General features: G+C 68.3%; 13 protein-coding genes. 4 read left to right on the forward strand and 9 right to left on the reverse strand.

Annotated elements, in window-relative coordinates:
- Positions 1-2,556: a replicative DNA helicase gene (gene dnaB / locus AW274_RS08485; protein WP_062430519.1), complete on the reverse strand. Its 2,556-nt coding sequence runs from the start codon at positions 2,554-2,556 to the stop codon at positions 1-3.
- Between the two features lie 261 nt (positions 2,557-2,817).
- Between dnaB and AW274_RS08490 the strand changes: the two genes are divergently transcribed.
- Positions 2,818-4,116: an MATE family efflux transporter gene (locus tag AW274_RS08490; protein WP_232320040.1), complete on the forward strand. Its 1,299-nt coding sequence runs from the start codon at positions 2,818-2,820 to the stop codon at positions 4,114-4,116.
- Between the two features lie 267 nt (positions 4,117-4,383).
- On the opposite strand, the gene rplI is transcribed toward AW274_RS08490, so the two are convergent.
- The 4 genes from rplI to rpsF all read right to left on the reverse strand — a co-directional run bounded on the left by rplI (position 4,384) and on the right by rpsF (position 6,065).
- Positions 4,384-4,830, reverse strand: a complete 447-nt coding sequence (rplI, locus tag AW274_RS08495) for a 50S ribosomal protein L9 (RefSeq protein WP_030452636.1) — start codon at positions 4,828-4,830, stop codon at positions 4,384-4,386.
- An 18-nt stretch (positions 4,831-4,848) separates the two neighbouring features.
- On the reverse strand, positions 4,849-5,085 hold the full coding sequence (gene rpsR, locus AW274_RS08500) for a 30S ribosomal protein S18 (RefSeq protein ID WP_030452635.1): 237 nt from the start codon (positions 5,083-5,085) through the stop codon (positions 4,849-4,851).
- Between the two features lie 60 nt (positions 5,086-5,145).
- A complete protein-coding gene (locus AW274_RS08505; protein ID WP_062430521.1) occupies positions 5,146-5,706 on the reverse strand; it encodes a single-stranded DNA-binding protein in 561 nt (186 codons plus the stop codon).
- A gap of 68 nt (positions 5,707-5,774) precedes the next feature.
- A complete protein-coding gene (rpsF, locus tag AW274_RS08510; protein WP_030452633.1) occupies positions 5,775-6,065 on the reverse strand; it encodes a 30S ribosomal protein S6 in 291 nt (96 codons plus the stop codon).
- A 162-nt stretch (positions 6,066-6,227) separates the two neighbouring features.
- Between rpsF and AW274_RS08515 the strand changes: the two genes are divergently transcribed.
- The gene (locus tag AW274_RS08515) at positions 6,228-6,536 is read left to right on the forward strand and encodes a hypothetical protein (protein ID WP_062430522.1); all 309 of its coding nucleotides are present in this window, start codon (positions 6,228-6,230) and stop codon (positions 6,534-6,536) included.
- Between the two features lie 56 nt (positions 6,537-6,592).
- Here AW274_RS08515 and AW274_RS40095 read toward each other — a convergent pair whose 3' ends face one another.
- On the reverse strand, positions 6,593-6,841 hold the full coding sequence (locus AW274_RS40095) for a hypothetical protein (protein ID WP_062340939.1): 249 nt from the start codon (positions 6,839-6,841) through the stop codon (positions 6,593-6,595).
- A 98-nt stretch (positions 6,842-6,939) separates the two neighbouring features.
- Between AW274_RS40095 and AW274_RS08520 the strand changes: the two genes are divergently transcribed.
- Positions 6,940-7,713: a deoxyribonuclease IV gene (locus tag AW274_RS08520; RefSeq protein ID WP_198169095.1), complete on the forward strand. Its 774-nt coding sequence runs from the start codon at positions 6,940-6,942 to the stop codon at positions 7,711-7,713.
- A gap of 42 nt (positions 7,714-7,755) precedes the next feature.
- Here AW274_RS08520 and AW274_RS08525 read toward each other — a convergent pair whose 3' ends face one another.
- From AW274_RS08525 to AW274_RS08535, 3 genes are all read right to left on the reverse strand, one after another.
- A complete protein-coding gene (locus tag AW274_RS08525; protein WP_062430523.1) occupies positions 7,756-8,967 on the reverse strand; it encodes a glycosyltransferase family 87 protein in 1,212 nt (403 codons plus the stop codon).
- A 1-nt stretch (position 8,968) separates the two neighbouring features.
- Entirely contained in the window at positions 8,969-10,291 is a 1,323-nt protein-coding gene (locus AW274_RS08530; protein WP_232320041.1) for a glycosyltransferase family 87 protein, read from the reverse strand.
- A gap of 70 nt (positions 10,292-10,361) precedes the next feature.
- Positions 10,362-12,836, reverse strand: coding sequence for a transglycosylase domain-containing protein (locus AW274_RS08535; RefSeq protein WP_198169096.1), 2,475 nt, complete (start codon positions 12,834-12,836; stop codon positions 10,362-10,364).
- A gap of 714 nt (positions 12,837-13,550) precedes the next feature.
- Between AW274_RS08535 and AW274_RS08540 the strand changes: the two genes are divergently transcribed.
- The gene (locus AW274_RS08540) at positions 13,551-14,195 is read left to right on the forward strand and encodes a PadR family transcriptional regulator (protein ID WP_062430525.1); all 645 of its coding nucleotides are present in this window, start codon (positions 13,551-13,553) and stop codon (positions 14,193-14,195) included.
- Positions 14,196-14,212 lie beyond the last annotated feature (17 nt).

The following is a 14,212-nucleotide window of genomic DNA, read 5'->3' on the forward strand; positions in this document are numbered from 1 at the left end:
TCAGTGGCTGGCCATGTCGACGAAACGCGAGTAGTGGCCCTGGAAGGCGACGGTGACCGTGGCGGTCGGGCCGTTTCGGTGCTTGGCCACGATCAGGTCGGCCTCGCCGGCACGGGGTGACTCGCGCTCGTAGGCGTCTTCGCGGTGGAGCAGGATGACCATGTCGGCGTCCTGCTCGATCGACCCCGACTCACGCAGGTCGCTGACCTGGGGCCGCTTGTCGGTCCGCTGCTCGGGACCACGGTTGAGCTGGGAGATCGCGATGACCGGCACTTCCAGCTCCTTGGCCAGCAGCTTCAGCGCACGCGACAGCTCCGACACCTCCTGCTGGCGGCTCTCGGTCCGCTTCGGGGAGCTCATCAGCTGGAGGTAGTCGACGATCACGAACTTGAGGTCGTTGCGCTGCTTCAGCCGGCGGCACTTGGCCCGGATCTCCATCATCGACATGTTGGGGGAGTCGTCGATGAACAGCGGGGCCTGGGCGACCTCGCCCATGCGGCGGGCCATGCGGGTCCAGTCGTCGTCGTTCATCATGCCGGAGCGCATGGCGTGGAGCGCGACCCTGGCCTCGGCCGAGAGCAGACGCATGGTGATCTCGTTGCGCGACATTTCCAGCGAGAAGATCGCGGTGGTCATACCGTGCTTGATCGCCGCAGAACGGGCAAAATCGAGCCCCAGGGTCGAGTTGTGGGTGGGGATCCAGGTCGGTCCGGCGAGGTAGAGATGGTCGTCGTTGTCGACTTCCACGCACCTCACGGGCACGCTGGCCACCGGCCGGACATCGGTGACGTAGCGCAGTCGCGTCGACGGGTGGTCGCGAACGGTCTGGCGAGCGACCTTACGATCGAGCCGGAACACCGGGTCGGCCGGGGTGAAGGTGATGATGTAGCTGGTCGACGACTCGACACTGCGGCCGGGTACGGCCTTCTCGGTCCAGGTCGCCTTGTAACCGAGGCTGAGCACCAGTTCCCAGGCGCCTTCGGCCAGCCGGCGGTTGGTGACGGCGAACTGGACGGTCCCGGTCTTGTTGACGTAGCCGTCGGTGTCGAGCAGACCGGCGAGCAGTGCCCGGCGCTGATCCTCCGAAGCGCGCAGATAGGCGGCCGGAATGTGCTTGTCGTTGAGCACGCCGATGCTGCGGAGCACGGCCTGCACGGTTCCGTGGTGGCTGTGGCATGCCTGGCATCGACGTAGCCCGGTCGACGGCTCGCCGCAGTCGGGACAGGTCGGCTCGGGGACCGGCGCCGAGTGGGACCTGACCCGGCCGCCGCAGGATCGGCCGCAGGTGCGCACCTGCGACGTGCGCGGCACGAAGGAGGTGCCGCACACCGCGCAGTTCCGGCTCTCGACCGGCGCCGCTTCGGGGAACTGAATCCGATGGCGCAGGGAGTCTCCGGCCCTGACGACCCGCAGACCCTCGGCTTCGATGTGCCGGGCGATCTCGGGGTCGGCGCTGGTGTACTGCGCCGAGTCGCTGCTGCCGTCGCCCAGCCAGACCCCCAGCGTGTAGGGCGGAATCGGCAGTTCGGCCTCGGGAAGGACCACGGCGGAGGCGACGGGCACCGCGTGGTTGAGTCGTCGGTCAGTCGCGGTGTGACGGAGGGTCTGGACGATCTGCTCGGTCGTCACGACGGAACCCGGCAGACCGTTGCGCCGCTCGCGGCGGGAGCGGGTGAACCACTGGTGCTGGGCGTCGGCCACGATGACCGCGCCGTCGCTGAACTCGACCTCGTAGCAGGGTCGGCCTTCGAGGATCTCGGTCGCCGCGACTACCGTGGTCGGCTTGCCGTCGAAGCCGATCAGACGGTCTCCGACGGAGACCTCTCCCATGGTGGTCCAGCCCGTGGGGGTGGGCAGGAGCGTGTCGAGGGCCAGGGCCTTGCCGATGGCGGGACGGGCGGCGACGACGATCATCTGACCCGGGTGGAGGCCGTTGGTGAGGGCGTCGAGGTCTTGGAAGCCCGTCGGGACGCCGACCATCTGGCCACCCCGGCTGCCGATGGCCTCGATCTCGTCGAGGGCGCCGGGCATGATCTCGCTCAGCGGCAGATAGTCCTCGGACGTTCTGCGCTCGGTGACCTTGTAGATCTCGGCCTGGGCGCGGTCGACCAGGTCGTCGACCTCTTCGTTCTGGCCGCCGTAGCCGTAGGAGACGATGCGGGTGCCGGCCTCGATCAGGCGGCGGAGCACCGCCTGTTCGCGCACGATCTTCGCGTAGTAGCCCGCGTTGGCGGCGGTGGGCACGACGGCGGTCAGGGTGTGGAGGTAGGCGCCGCCGCCCACGCGGCCGACCTCGCCGCGGCGCTGGAGGTCGTTGAAGACCGTGACGGCGTCGGCGGGTTCGCCCCGGCCGTAGAGGTCGGTGATGATCTCGTAGATGATCTGGTGGGCCGGCCGGTAGAAGTCGTCGGCGCGGAGGACCTCGACGACGTCGGCGATGGCGTCCTTGGAAAGGATCATGCCGCCGAGGACGGACTGCTCGGCCTCGATGTTGTGCGGCGGGGTCCGTTCGAAGGACGGTTCGGAAGGCCCTCCGGAGAAGTCGATGACGCTCACTTGGCCCTCCCCCTCGCTCGCACCCACCCCCAGTTGTAGATGACGCCTCCGACAGTTTCCCGCCACCACACGCCATCAGCAACGTAAGCCTGTGGATAACTCTGTGGACAACCTGTGGACGACGGCCTCCAGGGTGTGGGCAGCTTGGGGATTAGCCTGTGTATAACCTTTCCACATGCCTGTGGATAACGTTCTGAACTGCAGAGATGTTATCCACCCCCTGTGGATAGAAGTTTTTTCTTGACCGGCAGAATGACTTCCATGTCCCCCGACGATCGCGAGATCCTCCGGCTCGCCGTCCCCGCGTTCGCGGCGCTCGTCGCCGAGCCCCTCTTCCTGCTGGCCGACTACGCCATCGTCGGGCGGCTCGGCACAGAGTCGCTCGGCGCGCTGAGTGTCGCGGGCACGATTCTGGCCACGATCGTCAACCTGTGCATCTTCCTCGCCTATGGAACCACCGCCGCCGTCGCGCGGCGCATCGGGGCGGGGGCGCGACGGGAGGCCGTCCAGGGCGGCATGGACGGCCTGTGGCTGGCGGCGGCCCTCGGCCTCGCCGTGGTCGTGGTCTGCTGGCCGCTCGCGCCGTGGCTGGTCGGCCTCGTGGGCGCCGAACCCGCCATCGTCGACGACGCGGTGACCTATCTGCGCGTCAGCCTGCTCGGCGCTCCGGGCATGCTGCTGGTGCTCGCCGGTACGGGCGTGCTGCGCGGCCTCCAGGACACCGTGACTCCCCTGGTCGTCTCCGTGGGCGGGTTCGCCCTGAACGCTGCGCTGAACGCCTGGTTCGTCCTGGGCCTCGGCTGGGGGCTGGCCGGCTCCGCCTCCGGCACGGCGGCCGCGCAGACGCTCATGGCGGTGACCTATCTGGTCATGGTGGTCAGGGGCGCGCGCAGGGAGGGCGCGTCGTTGCGGCCGGACCTCGCCGGCATCAAGGCGTCGGGCCTGGCCGGGATCGCGATCCTCATCCGCACGCTCTCCCTGCGGGTCGTGCTCATCGTGGCGACCGTGATGGCGGCCCGGATGGGCACCGCCCAGGTGGCCGCCCACGGCATCATGTTCCAGATCTGGGCCCTGCTCGCCTACGCCCTCGACGCCATCGCGATCGCCGGCCAGGCCATCATCGGCAGGCAACTCGGAGCGGGGTCGCTGACGGCGGCGCGGCGGGCGACCTGGCGGATGATCCTGTGGGGCATCGGCTCGGGCGTGGTCCTCGGCCTCGGTCTGCTGGCCGCCGGCCCGTTCGTCCCCGGCCTGTTCGACGCCGACACGGCCGTCACGGCCGCTCTGGCGTCGATCATCTGGATCGCGGCCGTCCTCCAGCCCGCGGCGGGCGTGGTCTTCGTCCTGGACGGAGTGCTGATCGGCGCCGGCGACCAGCGTTATCTGGCCTGGGCTGCCGTGGCGGCCACGGTCGCCTTCCTGCCCTTCGCTTTCGTCGCCGGCAGCCTGGCCGGGTTGTGGCTGGCCATCGGCGTGTGGATGGCGGCCCGTCTGGTCACCCTGGGCACCCGCGCTTATGGCTCGAAATGGCTGATCACCGGACCCTCGGTGCGGAAATAGCCCAGCACTCCAGGCGCCCCTTTGAGTCGGCCCGCAACCTGACCGCTTTCAGCCAGCCCTCGACCCGGGTCAGCACGTGGGGCGAGCGGACGGGCAGCCAATTCTCTCCCTCCAGGCGCCCAGCAGCCGACCACTCTCACCTGATCCGGAGCACCAAAGCCGGGCACTCCCACCCGACCTAAAGCGCCGAAGCGGTTCCCACCCCTGTGGCAGACGCGACGAAGCCCCCTTCGGCGCGGCCGGAGGGGGCTTCGTGTGGGCCGGGGATTAGCTGGCCAGGACCTCGATGTCGACCGCGGCGGCGACCTCCGGGTGCAGCTTGACGCTGACCCGGTGGGTGCCGGTGGTCTTGATCGCGTTGTCGATGACGATGCGACGGCGGTCGAGGGTCGGGCCGCCGGCCGCCTTGACGGCGTCGGCGATGTCGCCCGTGGTGATCGAGCCGAAGAGGCGGCCCGAAGCGCCGGCCTTGGTCTTCAGCTTGACCTTGAGGGCGCCCAGCTGACCGGCGACCTCCTTGGCGGTGCCCAGGTCGCGGATCTCGCGGGCGTCGCGCGCCTTCTTGATCGAGGCGATCTGGGTCTCCGCGCCGCGCGTCCACAGGATCGCGTACTGGCGCGGGATGAGGTAGTTGCGGCCGTAGCCGTTCTTGACCTCGACGATGTCGCCAGGGGCGCCGAGGCCGGAGACCTCAGTGGTGAGAATGAGCTTCATTGTCCCAAGGCTCCTTTCTTAGCGCGCGGTGGAGGTGTAGGGCAGCAGCGCCATCTCGCGAGCGTTCTTGATCGCGGTGGCGACGTCGCGCTGGTGCTGGGTGCAGTTGCCCGTCACCCGGCGGGCGCGGATCTTGCCGCGGTCGGAAATGAACTTCCGCAGCAGGCCCGTGTCCTTGTAGTCGACGTAGGAGATCTTGTCGTGGCAGAACAGGCAAACCTTCTTCTTGGGCTTGCGCAGTGCCGGCTTGGCCATCGTGGTGCTCCTTTCAGAGCCCCGCGCGAGGCGGGAATGGTCGCTCGGTTTTCTTATGGATTAGAAAGGCGGTTCGTCGCTGTAGTCGCCGCCGAAGCCGCCGCCGCCCTGAGGGCTGCCGCCGCCGCCGCTGTAACCGCCGCCGCCGCCGCCGCCGCCCTGGAAGCCGCCGCCACCGGACGGGGCCGGGGACGCATTGGCCCAGGGGTCGTTGGCGGGGCCGCCGAAGCCGCCGCCGCCTCCGCCGCCCTGACGGGCGGTCTTGTTGACCTTGGCGGTGGCGTTGCGCAGCGAGGGGCCGACTTCGTCGACCTCGACCTCGTAGACGGTGCGCTTCTCGCCTTCCTTGGTTTCGTACGACCGCTGGCGCAGCCGGCCCTGCACGATCACCCGCATGCCGCGCGTGAGGCTTTCGGCGCAGTTCTCCGCCGCCTGACGCCAGACGTTGCAGGTGAGGAACAGGCCCTCGCCGTCTTTCCACTCGTTGGTCTGCTTGTCGAGGAACCGCGGAGTGGACGCGATGCGGAACCGGGCCACCGCCTGCCCCGTGGGCGTGAAGCGGAGCTCGGGGTCGTCGACAAGGTTGCCGACGATGGTGATTGTGGTGTCGCCTGCTGCCATCGGTCGTAGCCTTTCGTATCCCGCCGACGTATTAGTCGCCCAGCGTAAAGCCAGGCTCCGACAAAACGTCAGTGAAGTTCGGGACGCAGCACCTTCGTACGAAGAATGCCCTCATTGAGGTTGAGCTGACGGTCCAGCTCCTTGACCGTGGCCGGCTCGGCCGAGAGGTCGACGACGGCGTAGATGCCTTCGGACTTCTTGTCGATGTCGTAGGACAGCCGGCGACGGCCCCAGACTTCGACCTTCTCCACGGTGCCACCGTCGTTGCGGACGACGGCGAGGAACTGGTCGAGTGAGGGCTGCACGGTGCGCTCATCGAGGGACGGGTCGAGGATGACCATCATCTCGTATCGACGCATGCGGAATCCAACCTCCTCTGGACTCTGCGGCCACGACGACTTGCCGTGACAGGAGGACGCGCGTCCTTAGCAGACGCAGCCCGTCAAGGCTACCAGGGCCGCGGTTGTGTCCGGTCCGGTCCGGGAATCAACGGTGGAAGGTAGGAGAAGGGGGTGGCGCTTATGCCACACATCTTGGATCCCGTCGCGGGCCAGCCGCGAAAACTCACGCTCAACACCGACGGCCGGCCCCACCGGCTGCAGAACACGCTGTGTCTTTCGGTGTTCACGATCGGCGTCTTCGCCTTCATCTTCGGGTTCGTCGTGGTCCTCCACGTGCCCGCATCGTGGCTGGGCGCGGTCGGCTTCTTCACTGGGCTGTTCTCCCAGTTCATCTCGGTGACCACGCCCCAGCGGGTGTTCAACATCATGGGCATCGTGGGGTCGTTCGTCGGCGCCGGGCTGGGCATCGCCCACGGCGGATTCATCTAGAGGACGACGTACAGAGAGAAAAGGCCGCAGCGGGTCTGCGGCCTTTTCCATGAGCGTTATTTACCGATATGCAGGTCGACGCCGAGCAGGACGAGGAACCACAGGAAGATCGAAAGAAGGGCCTCGGCGATGTCGCGAAGAATGCCGGGCGTGAGGTAGTCGTAGACCCACGCCACGTAAATGCCGACCAGGATGTAGATCAGCAGGATGAAACTCCCGACCCGGTAGCGCATGTCGTCTCCTTTTGTCGTGACGCGCGAGACGCAGGGCGCGTCAACCGCCATCGCGACTGCCCGGACGATCACCTTTGAAACGCTCTTCAAAAGGCGCTTCTTCGAGGCGGATTCCGTGCGCGAGACGCGATCGGCCTTCGGCCGCCCGCGTCTCGCTTAGGCTCGGTTCCATGGTGCGAATCGGAGCTCACGTCGACCAAGACGACCCGCTGGCCCACGCCGCCGCTCGGGAGGCCGAGGTGGTCCAGTTCTTCCTCGGTGATCCGCAGGGGTTCAAGGGGCCGGTCATGCCCGCGAGCGCCGACGCGATCCGCGAGTCCGACGTGCAGGTCTTCGTTCACGCGCCTTATCTGATCAACGTCGCCACGACGAACAACCGCATCCGCATCCCCAGCCGCAAGCTGCTGGAGGGCCAGCTCAAGGCCGCGGCCGAGCTCGGCGCGACCGGGCTGATCGTGCACGGCGGCCACCTGAACAAGGGTGAGGACCCGCAGAAGGGGTTCGACAACTGGGGCAAGGTGTTCGAGCGCATGGACTGCCCGATCCCCGTCCTGATCGAGAACACGGCCGGCGGCGACAACGCCATGACCCGCCACCTCGACACGATCGCCCGCCTGTGGGACGCGGTGACCGCGAAGGCCCGCGAGCCCGAGAAGATCGGCTTCTGTCTCGACACCTGTCACGCCCACGCCGCCGGGGAGGACCTCGACGGCATCGTCGACCGGGTGATGGCGATCACCGGCCGCATCGACCTGGTCCACTGCAACGACTCACGCGACGCGTTCGACTCGGGCGCCGACCGGCACACGAACCTGGGCCACGGGCAGATCGATCCGGAGCTGATCCTGGAGATCTGCCGTCAGGCCGGCGCCCCCATCGTGGTTGAGACGCCGGGCGACGGCCAGGCCGAGGACATCGCCTTCCTCAGGAAGAACCTGCCGTAGGGGTTTCCACAGCCTGTGGATAAAGTCTGCGGATTCCCGCGCTCAAGAAGTGGGTACGGTCTGGAGCTCCCGCTCGCCCGCGTCGTCTTCGGCCGGGGGGCGGCGGGTGCTCGTCCACAACCTTCTGAACGACAACACCGCGGCCATCAGCAGCAGCAGGTTCCGGGCGGCCAGCACCAGGGTGCCGGGCAGTTCGCCCTTCCACGAGTAGTGCTCCTCGATCCACGGATAGGCGATCCCGGTCAGCAGCGTGGCCGCCAGCAGCAACCACGCGACCTCCTTCTGGCTCGACCTCGGCACCGAGAACACCACGGCGGCCAGGCCGATGAGCCAGATCATGTACTGGGGTGAGAGCACCCGGCTGGTCACCACGAGCAGCAGCACGGTCGTCAGCGCCGCGTCGTAGAACGTGGCCTCGGTCGGGTGGGCCCGCAACCACCACACGACGAGCAGCACCGCCGCGATCGGGGTGGCCAGCACGGCGACCGTGATGGCGGTCTCGACCCCCGGGCCGGCGAGTTCCATCGCGCCATGCTGGTAGGTGGAGAAGCCCTCCCACAGGCCGAGGGCGCGCAGCAGCACGAACGGCGTCGCGGCCATCGACTCGACCTGGAGGCCGCGTTCCTGCTGGGCGGTCAGGAAGTCGAGCGCGTTGGGCATGACCAGCGCGGTCGCCCCGCAGGCCACCACGGTGGCGGCCACGGCCGAGGCGCTGCCGGTGAGCAGCTCACGCCAGCGGCGCAGCCCGGCCAGCAGCGCGATCGGCCACACCTTGATCGAGAACCCGATGCCGATCAGCGCGCCCCGCACCGCCGGGTCGGTGGACGCCGTCAGCGCCGCCACCGCGAAGATCGCCACCATCAGGTCGTAGCGGGCGATCAGCAGCGGCCCGAGCAGCACCGGCCCGGCCACCCAGGCCCACAGGGCCCCGTTCCCGCCGCCGGTACGCCGGCAGAACCGCCAGATCAGCAGCAGGATCCCCAGGTCGCACAGGATCGCGATGAGGAAGAACGACACCAGGTAGTCGAAGAACGGCAGCAGGTGCGGCACCAGCATCGGGATGGCCGCGAACGGCGGATACTGCCACTTCTCGTCGTTGTCGGGGAACTGCCCGGTGAGCAGGACGTTCGACCAGTCGGAGTAGAGCCGGATGTCGTTCTCGAACGACATGGTGAAACCCACCGGGATGACCTGCATCGCGGCCAGGAACAGCAGCACGCGAGTGAGCAGCCACACCGGAGCGGCGTATCGCATCTCAGCTCGTTTCGGTCTTGGCGGCCCGGCGGAACAGCACGAACCGGTCGGGCGCCCCGTCGAACACCCCGCCGGCCTGGTCGTCGATCCCGGCGACCCTGACCACGTCGCGGTCGGGCATCAGGATGTCGAGCACGACCAGCACCATCAGCCCGATGACGGCCAGCGCCCGCGCCCAGACGGCCAGGAAGTAGGGCCCGTCGCCGATGCCCTGCGCGGAGAAGTTCGGGTCCATGCCGACGAAGTAGAGCCAGATGGCGAAGAAGTACCAGACCTCGGTCACCTGCCACACCGCGAGCGAGGGCCACTTCGGCCGGGCGAGCACCGCGAAGGGCATCAGCCACAACACGTACTGGGGCGACCAGACCTTGTTGGTGACCATGAACGCGGCCAGCGCCAGGAAGCAGATCTGCATCAGCCGGGGCCGGGTGGGCGCGGCGAGGGTGAGGATCGCGATGCCGAGCAGGAGCACGCCGACCGCGATCATCGCCATCAGGTTGAGGTGTTCGCCGTCGGCCAGGATGCCCCATTGGTACTTCTGGAAGAAGAACCACAGGCCGCCCCAGTCGACCCCGCGCTCGCTGCTGAAGGTGTAGAAGCGCTTCCAGCCGTCGAAGCTGGCCAGCATGACCGGCCCGTTGGCCAGCAGCCACACGCCGACCGCCGCGCCCAGCATCTTCAGGAACGGCACCCATTTGGCGGTGCGCACGGTCAACAGGAAGAGCGCCCCGAGGAACATCAGCGGGTAGAACTTGGTCGCCACCGCCAGGGCCAGCAGCGCCCCGGCGAGGTAGTGGCGCTCGCGGGCCCAGGCGAGCAGCCCGCCGAGCGCGAGCGCTCCGGCGGCCAGGTCCCAGTTGATGTACGCCGACAGGATGACCGCGGGAGCCAGGGCGTACCAGAGGGCGTCCCACTTGCGGGTCGGCCCGGCGAGCGCGGCCATGCACAAGACGCCGACCACGAGGCTCGCGCCCATGAGGATCACGGTGAGGTCGTAGAAGCGGACCGCGTCGCCGAACGACAGCCGGCGCACCAGTTCCATGATCCCGCCGATGCCGACGGGATATTCGACCTCTCCCTGAATGTAAGGGATCTTTCCTTCATTCAGCCCGCGCGCGAACCACAGCGGATAGATGTCGGTGTAGCAGAAGTTCGTGTACTGATCGATGCCGGAGTTCCACGCCCCGCCGAACCGGCAGGCGGACTTCCAGTAGTAGGCCAGGATCGCGCCCAGCGAGGCCAGCAGCCCCAGCGGCACGTAGGGAATGAGTCCGTTTACGACCGCCGCGCGCGGCCCGGGGGCTTCCGTCGTCCGGGTCATCATGAGGCCATTCGATCAGGTGTCGGGGTGTCGCACTGTACCGGCGACACCCCGACCTGGACGAGTCCGAACCTTACGAGCGACGCCCCGAAGACGCCGGGGGAGCTGGCTGCTGCGCCGGGGTGGCCGGCGAGCTGAACGGATCGAACGGCACTTCGCCGCCGCCGTCGGGGATGTCGACCTCACACTCGGGCGCGCCCGGGAAGCACTCGCTCTCGCCGGGGCCGCCGCCGTCGTCCTCCCACGGCAGGGTCGGCTCCTCGACGATCTCGTCCTCCGGCTTGGGCGTCGGAGTCGGGCTGGGCACGATGTCCTCGGGGGCGCCGATCCCGGCCTTCGGCGGGAACTGCGCCACCGGCTTGTTCTTGTGGGCCTCCAGCATGAACTCCCGCCAGATGCGGGTCGGGAAGCTGGCGCCGGCGAAGCCGAGCGACACCTCGAAGGGCGTGCTGTACGGGTTGGTCATCGTGAACTTGGGGTCGCCGTTCTCCGGCGACTTGCCCTTCCACCACGGGCAACGGGCGTTCACCGGGGGCACGACCTTGCCGCTCTTGGTACGGCACTCCTCGCGGTACATGCCGACGGCGGTGGAGACCTGCGGGGTGAACCCGACGAACCAGGCCTCCTTCTCCTCGTTGTTGGTGCCGGTCTTGCCGCCCGCCGGACGGCCGATGCCCTGGCCGCCGGCCGTACCGGACTTGAGGACCTCTTCCAGCGCGACGACCGCGTCGGCGGACGCCTCGGGCGAGATGACCTGCTTGACCGGCTTGCGCTCGGGGTACCTGAGCTGCTTGCCCTGGTAGACGCCCTTGATGACGTGGTAGTTCACGTGCTTGCCGGCGTTGGCGAAGATCGAGTAGCCGGCGGCCTGCTCCACGGCGGTGACCTGGGCCGAGCCGATCGAGAACTGGTAGGTGCCGCGCTTGATGTCGGCGTCCATGCGCTTCTCGGAGAAGCCGGCCTCGACCACGATGTCGCGGACAGAGCTGAGCTTGCCGATCGTCCCGCTGTCCTCGTCGAGCTTGTAGGCCATCGAGACGTAGGCGGTGTTGACCGAGGCCGACGTCGCGGTGATCGCGTTGACCGCCGCCGGGCCGCCGTGGTCGTTGGTGAAACCGCCCTTGGCCTGGCCGGGGATCTCCTTCGGCACGGTCACGTTGCCGGGCAGCCAGCTGTTCAGGCTGTAGCCCGCCTCGAGCCACGCGGCCAGCACGTAGGGCTTGAACGCCGAGGCGGCCTGCTTGGCGGAGTCGAAGGGCTCGTTCCAGTTGTCCTTGACGTAGTCGTCGCCGCCGTAGAAGGCGATCACCCGGCCGTTGGTCGGGTCGACCGCCGCCAGGCTGGTGTGCACCTCACGGGTGTTCGGCACGCTCGCCATGACGCTCTTGACGACCCGCTGGGCCGCCTTCATGAGCTTCGGGTCGAAGGTCGTGACGATCTTGTAGCCGCCGCTCTGGATGGCGTCTTCCTTGATGCCGCGCTGCTTGAGCTCGTGCAGCGCCACGGAGACCATGTAGCCCTTGAGGCCGCCCATCTCGTTGAGGTTGGGGTCCTTGATGGTCTTCGGGAACTTGGCGGTCTGCGGCAGGTTGCCGTACTTGGCCGGGTCGAGCCGGGCCATCGCGTTGACGACGTCCTTGAAGCGCGACTGCAGCGCGGGCTCGTCGGCCGACCAGCTCGGGGTCTGTACGCGGGCCGCCAGGTAGGCCGCCTGGTTCACGTCGAGCTTGGCGGCGGTCATCTTCTTGCCGAAGTAGGCCTGCGCGGCGGCCTCGACGCCGTAGGCCCGGCCGAAGTTGATCGTGTTCAGGTACTGCTCGAGGATCTCGTCCTTCTCCATGGTCTTGTTGATCTTCACCGCGACGAAGATCTCCATGACCTTTCGCTTCACCGAGACGTCCTGGCTCAGCCCGTCGTAGTAGTTGCGGGCCATCTGCTGGGTGATCGTCGAGGCGCCCTGGAGCTGCTGGCCCGTGGCGGTCATCCACACCGAACGGAACATGGCGGGGATGGAGATGCCCGAGTCCTCGCGGAAGGTGTCGTTCTCGATCGCGATGACCGCGTCCTGCAGCGTGTCGGAGATCTTGGAGATGTCGACGATGACGCGCTTGGTGCCGAGGTGGGCGATCGGGGTCTTGCCGTCGGCGTAGTAGACGGTCGAGCCCTGGGCGAGCGCCTCGGCCTGCGCGTCGTTCTTGTCGGGGACCGGGGTGTTCGCGTACGCGATCGCGATCATGCCGAACACGCCGGCGACCACCACCGTGACACCGGTCACGACGATCTTCCAGCTCGGCACGAAACGGCGCCAGCCGGTGCGGCGGCGCGGCTCGTCATCGTCGTCGTCGAAGTCGTCGGGCCCCTTCGGGCCGCCGGGACCACCCGGCCCGCCTCCCGGCAGGGGCTGCGGCGGGCCGCCGCGGCGGCGTCGGCCACCGCTGCCGGCGCCCATCATCTGGGTCGACTCGCCCTCGGCGGGGCGTGGGAAGCCGCCGGTCGGCGCCACCGGCTTCGGGCCCTGCGGGTAGGGCAGGTTTCCGCCAGGGCCCACCGGGCCGCCGGGTGGGCGGCCTATGCGGGTGGGCTGACCCTGGCCCGGGTGTCCTGGGCCCATGTGCGCGGGGCCCGGCTGGCCGGGGCCCGCGGGTGGGGGGACGGCGCCCATGGAGGCGGTGTCCTCGAATGCGGCCTCCTGGCGGCGGCCGGGCTGGCCGGGCCGAGGGGCGGGGGGCTGCGCGGGTGGCGCGCCCCAGCCGCCGGTCATCGGCTGACGCGGCGGTGCCTGCGGAGCCTGAGGGGGGGCCGATTCTTCGGGCGAGCGACGGCGCCGCCCAGGTCGGGGCCCACGGCCGGCGCCCTCCGAGGGGCCGCCCGTCTGTCCCGGGCCATAGCTGCTGTTACTCACGCGTCCTCGTCAAAAGTTCGTGGGGAATGCTCGTCGACGTCTACTCGGCGTCTGTCCCGAGGACGTACGAGACCACCAGACGGTTCCGGTCACAACCTTGACAGGTCTCCGGCGCCCCGTCGGGGTATTCGCCGGATTCATGGGCCATCGGGGCCCTTGCTGACCGGGCTTTTACCCAGCGTGCGGGCATGGTTCCGGGCCGCATCGGCCCTCCTGCCACTCCCGTCCGCTGTGACCACATGTGGGCAAGATTACGTCCCTTTGCCAAATCGTGCCCAACCGTTGACTCCAGAGCCACGGCCGGCCTTCGGCCGCCCGCATCTCGCGTTGCACGCTATAGCGCCGCGACGTATCCTGCAGATGTATCAGCTCGATACATCGCCCAAGAATACCGAGGAGGTGCCTCCAGTGACCGGGTCCAGAAACGGCGTGCTGGAGCTCGCCGTCCTCGGCTCACTCCACGAGAACCCGCTGCACGGTTACGAGCTGCGCAAGCGCCTCAACACCCTGCTCGGGATGTTCCGCGCGTTCTCCTATGGCTCGCTCTACCCCTGCTTGAAGGGTTTGCTCACCGACGGCCTCATCGTCGAGGAGGAACCCCCGGACGACGTGGTCCTCGGCCGCCGGTCGAAGATCGTTTACAAGCTCACCGCCGAGGGCAAGGAGCGCCTCCAGGAGTTGCTGACCCAGGCGGGTCCCTCCTCCTGGGAGGACGAGAACTTCGGCATCCACTTCGCGTTCTTCCGTCACACGGAGGCCGAAGTACGCCTGCGGATCCTCGAAGGGCGGCGCAGCCGCCTGGAGGAACGAATGGAAAACGTCCGCACGGCCCTGGCCCGCACCCGCGAGCGGCTCGACAGCTACACGCTCGAGCTGCAGCGCCACGGGCTGGAGTCGGTCGAACGCGAGGTCCGCTGGCTCAACGAGCTGATCAACACTGAACGGGCGCAAGCCGCCGATAAAAGCCAATCAGAACGGGACGAACGTCCCGGTTCCGATGAATAACGATCCAAAGGAGCGAG

It is taken from the genome of Herbidospora daliensis (assembly GCF_001570585.1).
In the GTDB taxonomy this organism is placed as follows: Bacteria; Actinomycetota; Actinomycetes; order Streptosporangiales; family Streptosporangiaceae; genus Herbidospora; species Herbidospora daliensis.

Coding starts and splice junctions, on each gene's coding strand:
- AW274_RS08515 (WP_062430522.1), top strand. CDS start 6,228: ATGCCACACATCTTGGATCCCGTCGCGGGCCAGCCGCGAAAACTCACG.
- AW274_RS08540 (WP_062430525.1), top strand. CDS start 13,551: ATGTATCAGCTCGATACATCGCCCAAGAATACCGAGGAGGTGCCTCCA.
- AW274_RS08490 (WP_232320040.1), top strand. CDS start 2,818: ATGTCCCCCGACGATCGCGAGATCCTCCGGCTCGCCGTCCCCGCGTTC.
- rpsR (WP_030452635.1), bottom strand. CDS start 5,085: ATGGCCAAGCCGGCACTGCGCAAGCCCAAGAAGAAGGTTTGCCTGTTC.
- AW274_RS08525 (WP_062430523.1), bottom strand. CDS start 8,967: ATGCGATACGCCGCTCCGGTGTGGCTGCTCACTCGCGTGCTGCTGTTC.
- AW274_RS08520 (WP_198169095.1), top strand. CDS start 6,940: ATGGTGCGAATCGGAGCTCACGTCGACCAAGACGACCCGCTGGCCCAC.
- AW274_RS08505 (WP_062430521.1), bottom strand. CDS start 5,706: ATGGCAGCAGGCGACACCACAATCACCATCGTCGGCAACCTTGTCGAC.
- rpsF (WP_030452633.1), bottom strand. CDS start 6,065: ATGCGTCGATACGAGATGATGGTCATCCTCGACCCGTCCCTCGATGAG.
- rplI (WP_030452636.1), bottom strand. CDS start 4,830: ATGAAGCTCATTCTCACCACTGAGGTCTCCGGCCTCGGCGCCCCTGGC.
- AW274_RS08530 (WP_232320041.1), bottom strand. CDS start 10,291: ATGATGACCCGGACGACGGAAGCCCCCGGGCCGCGCGCGGCGGTCGTA.